Genomic DNA, 3665 nt, shown 5'->3' on the forward strand with positions numbered 1-3665 from the left:
TGGTGCCGTTGCGGTAGACGTTGTAACCGGTCGCGCCCGAGACCGGGGACCAGGACAGGGAGACCGAGGAGGAGGTCGTGCCGCTCACGGAGAGGCCCGTCGGGGCCGCCGGGACGGTGGGGGCCGGGTCGCCGCCTCCGCCGCCGTCGGGGCCGTAGACCGAGATGTCGTCGGCGTAGTAGGCGGCCTGGCCGTACCAGCCGTGGGTGTAGACGGTGACCGAGGTCGTCGAGGCGCCGGTGATGAAGGTGGTCGACAGCTGTTTCCAGGACGTCGAGTCGGGGGTCCAGGTGGAGACGTCCGTGGTGCCCGTGCCGGTCACGCCGAGGTACGCGTAGCCGCCCTGCACCCACGCGCCGAGCGTGTACGTCGAGTTGGGCTTGACCGCTACGGCCTGGGTGCACTGGGCGTTGTCCTGGCCGGCGGGAGTGGCCTTGAGGGCGGTGGTGCCGCCGTGCACCGGGGAGGAGACGGTCGTACCGCTGCCGGCCGTACAGGTCCAGTTGGCCAGGCCGGACTCGAAGCCCGCGTTCTTGACGTTGTTGACGTCGGCCGCCGACGCGGGGGCGGCCGTGGCGAGGCCGGCGACCGAGAGGGCCAGGGCGGTGGCGGCGGACCATGCCGCGAACCGTCGTCTGCGGTGTCCGGGTATGCCTGGGGCGCGGTGCACGGGAGCCTCCGTGGGGAGAGAGGAGAGCGGTGGCCTTCGCTTGCGAGCCTCAAAGTTGGTCCAGACCAATCTGCCTGTCAAGGGGTCGGGACCGGAACACCGGCGAGCCGGTTGCTCAACCTGTCCCGGTTTGGCGGCACTTGTGCACCGGGAGTTCCACACCGGCTTCACCAACGCGGTTCTCCGGTCATACACCCGTGGATACAGTGCTCAGGTAGTCACGCAATGAAGTCGTCCCGGCGCACTGGAGTCACCCCGGTGGGCCGACGGGTGAGAAGAGCGGGGAGCTGCGCGTGCCAACTGCCATTGCCGTGACCAGTGCCGACATGGCACTGCCGGCGCAGGACGAGCGGACCATGCCCGCCGTCGTGCTGACCGGGCTCGACCGCAAGCCGCTCGATGAGGCCCTCACCGAACTCCACGCCCACACCGAGCAGTACGGCCATGTGGTCGTCGTCTGCTCCGAGGCCACCCCGGAGCCGGTCGTACGGCGGCTGTACACGCTGCGCTCGCTGCTGGAGAGCGACCGCGTCGCCCTGTTACGGCCCGCGCTACCGCCGCTCGGCATCGCCGTCCTGGCCCGGCAGCTGCGCCAGCTCGCCTCCTGCGACCTGAGCCCGGGCGTGCTCGCCTGCGCCGGACGGCTGCTCACCCACTACATCCACGCCGGCGCCGTCCTCGGCTCCGTCGCCCGACTGGACCGGGTACCGGTCGGGCTGAAGGCGCACGCCCGGTCCTGGGTGCCCGGCACCCAGTTCGCCGTGCTCGCCCACCCCGAGCCCCAGCTGGTGAAGGTGACCCCCGAAGCCACCTTGAAGGGACCCGAGTTCAGCACCTGGATGCTGGTCTCCAAGGGGCAGCTGCAGAGCGACTGGGCCGCCGGGCTGGGCACCCGGTGGGGGGTGCACGGGCTGCGCGAGACCCCGCTGCCCGCCGAGTCCCCGCTGTGGTGGGGGACCGGCCGGCTGATCGAGTTCTGCGGCTACCTCGCCGACCTCTCCGTCCTCTACCAACTGGTCACCTCCGTACGGCGCACCAGCTGCCACTGGTGCGGCACCGACGTCATCGGCGACCGCTGCGTCTTCTGCTCCGCCGCCCCGCCCGCGCCCGGCCCGCCCCGCGCTCCGGAACCGCGAACGCCCGCCTGACCTGCGCGAACCTGACCCGTCCCGCTCGACCGATTCCCCCAATGAGGTTGCACGGTCCATGAACTCCCGTCAGCGCCGCGGCGTGATACTGCTGATCCTGTCGGTCCTGTGCGCGCTGGGCGCGTTCGCCGGCGTGCTCTCCGTCATCCACGACGTGAACTCCAAGGTCGGGCCCGAGGTCGCCGCCTACCGGGTCAGGTCCGAGGTGAAGCCGTACACCGCGCTGGCCACCGACCAGTTCGAGAAGGTCTCGATGCCCGAGCGGTGGCTCTCCGGCAACGCCGTCACCGATCTGAGCCAGATCCGCGGCAAGATCGCCGTGACCACCCTGCACCCCGGCTCACTGCTGCAGACCGACATGATCGTGGACCGGCCCGCCCTCCAGCCCGGCCAGCAGGAGGTCGCCATCATGATCGACGCGGCGACCGGCGTGGCCGGCAAGATCACCCCCGGTTCACGGGTCAACGTCTACGCCACCTTCGAGGGGAAGAAGGAGGGCGACCCCGACCAGTCGAAGATCATCGTGACCAACGCCCGGGTCATCGACGTCGGCCAGATCACCGCCCTGGAACCCGACCGCGACAAGAACCAGCAGGCCACCGACGCCGTCCCCATCACCTTCGCGCTGTCCACCCTCGACGCCCAGCGCGTCACCTACGCCGAGTCCTTCGCCCAGCGCGTCCGGCTCGCGCTCGTCGCCCCCGGCAGCGAGACCAGCGTCCCCGACAAGGACCGCACCTACGAACTCGTGACGGACAAGTGAGAGGCGGCCATGCCCACCAGGATCCTCCCGGCAGGCTCGGACCCGGACGCCGTCCGCTCCCTCACCACCCTGCTCAGCCAGCTCCCCGACGCAGAGCCGCAACCCCCGGTCACCGACTCCACCCAGCTGGTCGACACCCTCGCCCGGCTCGCCGCCGAATCGGTCGACGAACTCCCGGAAGTCGTCGTCGTCCACGAACGCATCGGCCCGGTCCCGGCCCTGGAACTGATCCGCGAGGTCGCCCTGCGCTTCCCGGCCGTCGGCGTCATCCTCGTCACCACCGACGCCAGTCCCGGCCTGTTCGCCGCCGCCATGGACTCCGGCGCCCGCGGACTGGTCGCGCTCCCGCTGTCGTACGAGGAACTCGCCGGCCGCGTCCAGGCCGTCGCCCAGTGGTCCACGGGGGTACGACGGCACCTCGGGCACGGCGCCGAGATGCCCGCCGGGGCCGGCGGCACCGTCGTCACGGTCAGCGGTGCCAAGGGGGGCGTGGGCACCACCCTGACCGCCGTCCAGCTGGCCCTCGCCGCCCAGGCCTCCGGCCGCGCCACCGCCCTGGTCGACCTCGACCTGCAGACCGGCGACATCGCCTCTTTCCTGGACATCCAGTTCCGCCGGTCGGTGGCCGACCTCGCCGCCATCAGCGACATCTCGCCCCGCGTCCTCGCCGACGCCGTCTTCCGCCACGACACCGGCCTCGCCCTGCTGCTCGCGCCCGGCGAGGGCGAACGCGGCGAGGAGGTCACCGACCGCGCCGCCCGCCAGATCGTCGGCGCGCTGCGCTCCCGCTACGAGGTGGTCGTGGTGGACTGCGGGGCCCAGCTGAGCAGCGCCGGGGCCGCCGTCGTGGAGATGGCCGACACCGCGCTGCTGGTCACCACCCCCGACGTCATCGCCGTACGCGGCGCCAAACGGACCGTACGGATGTGGGACCGGCTGCAGATCCGCAAGGCCGAGGAGACCACGGTGGTCGTCAACCGGCTCACGCGCGGCACGGAGATCCAGCCCGCCCTGGTGCAGCGCATCACCGGCACCGCGCTGGCGCGTACGGCCGTACCCGCCCACTTCAAGGAACTGCAGGGCG

The 3665-nt window shown here is 71.7% G+C and carries 4 protein-coding genes; 3 read left to right on the forward strand and 1 reads right to left on the reverse strand.

The features are described 5' to 3' along the window. A partial coding sequence (locus tag IE312_RS42720) for a carbohydrate binding domain-containing protein (protein WP_229900674.1) occupies positions 1–670 on the reverse strand: 670 nt, incomplete at its 3' end. A gap of 293 nt (positions 671–963) precedes the next feature. Between IE312_RS42720 and IE312_RS31790 the strand changes: the two genes are divergently transcribed. From IE312_RS31790 to IE312_RS31800, 3 genes are all read left to right on the forward strand, one after another. Further along, positions 964–1818 (forward strand): hypothetical protein, encoded by an 855-nt coding sequence (locus tag IE312_RS31790; protein WP_370467645.1) that lies wholly within the window; start codon positions 964–966, stop codon positions 1816–1818. Between the two features lie 58 nt (positions 1819–1876). After that, the gene (gene cpaB / locus IE312_RS31795; RefSeq protein WP_189985721.1) at positions 1877–2581 is read left to right on the forward strand and encodes a Flp pilus assembly protein CpaB; all 705 of its coding nucleotides are present in this window, start codon (positions 1877–1879) and stop codon (positions 2579–2581) included. 9 nt (positions 2582–2590) lie between these two features. Then, on the forward strand, positions 2591–3665 hold a 1075-nt coding region (locus IE312_RS31800), incomplete at its 3' end, for a CpaE/TadZ family protein (protein ID WP_229900675.1).

The organism is Streptomyces capoamus, assembly GCF_014654935.1.
GTDB lineage: Bacteria > Actinomycetota > Actinomycetes > Streptomycetales > Streptomycetaceae > Streptomyces > Streptomyces capoamus.

Excerpts from the sequence above, each read along its gene's own strand:
- cpaB (WP_189985721.1), top strand. The coding sequence starts at position 1,877 with ATGAACTCCCGTCAGCGCCGCGGCGTGATACTGCTGATCCTGTCGGTC.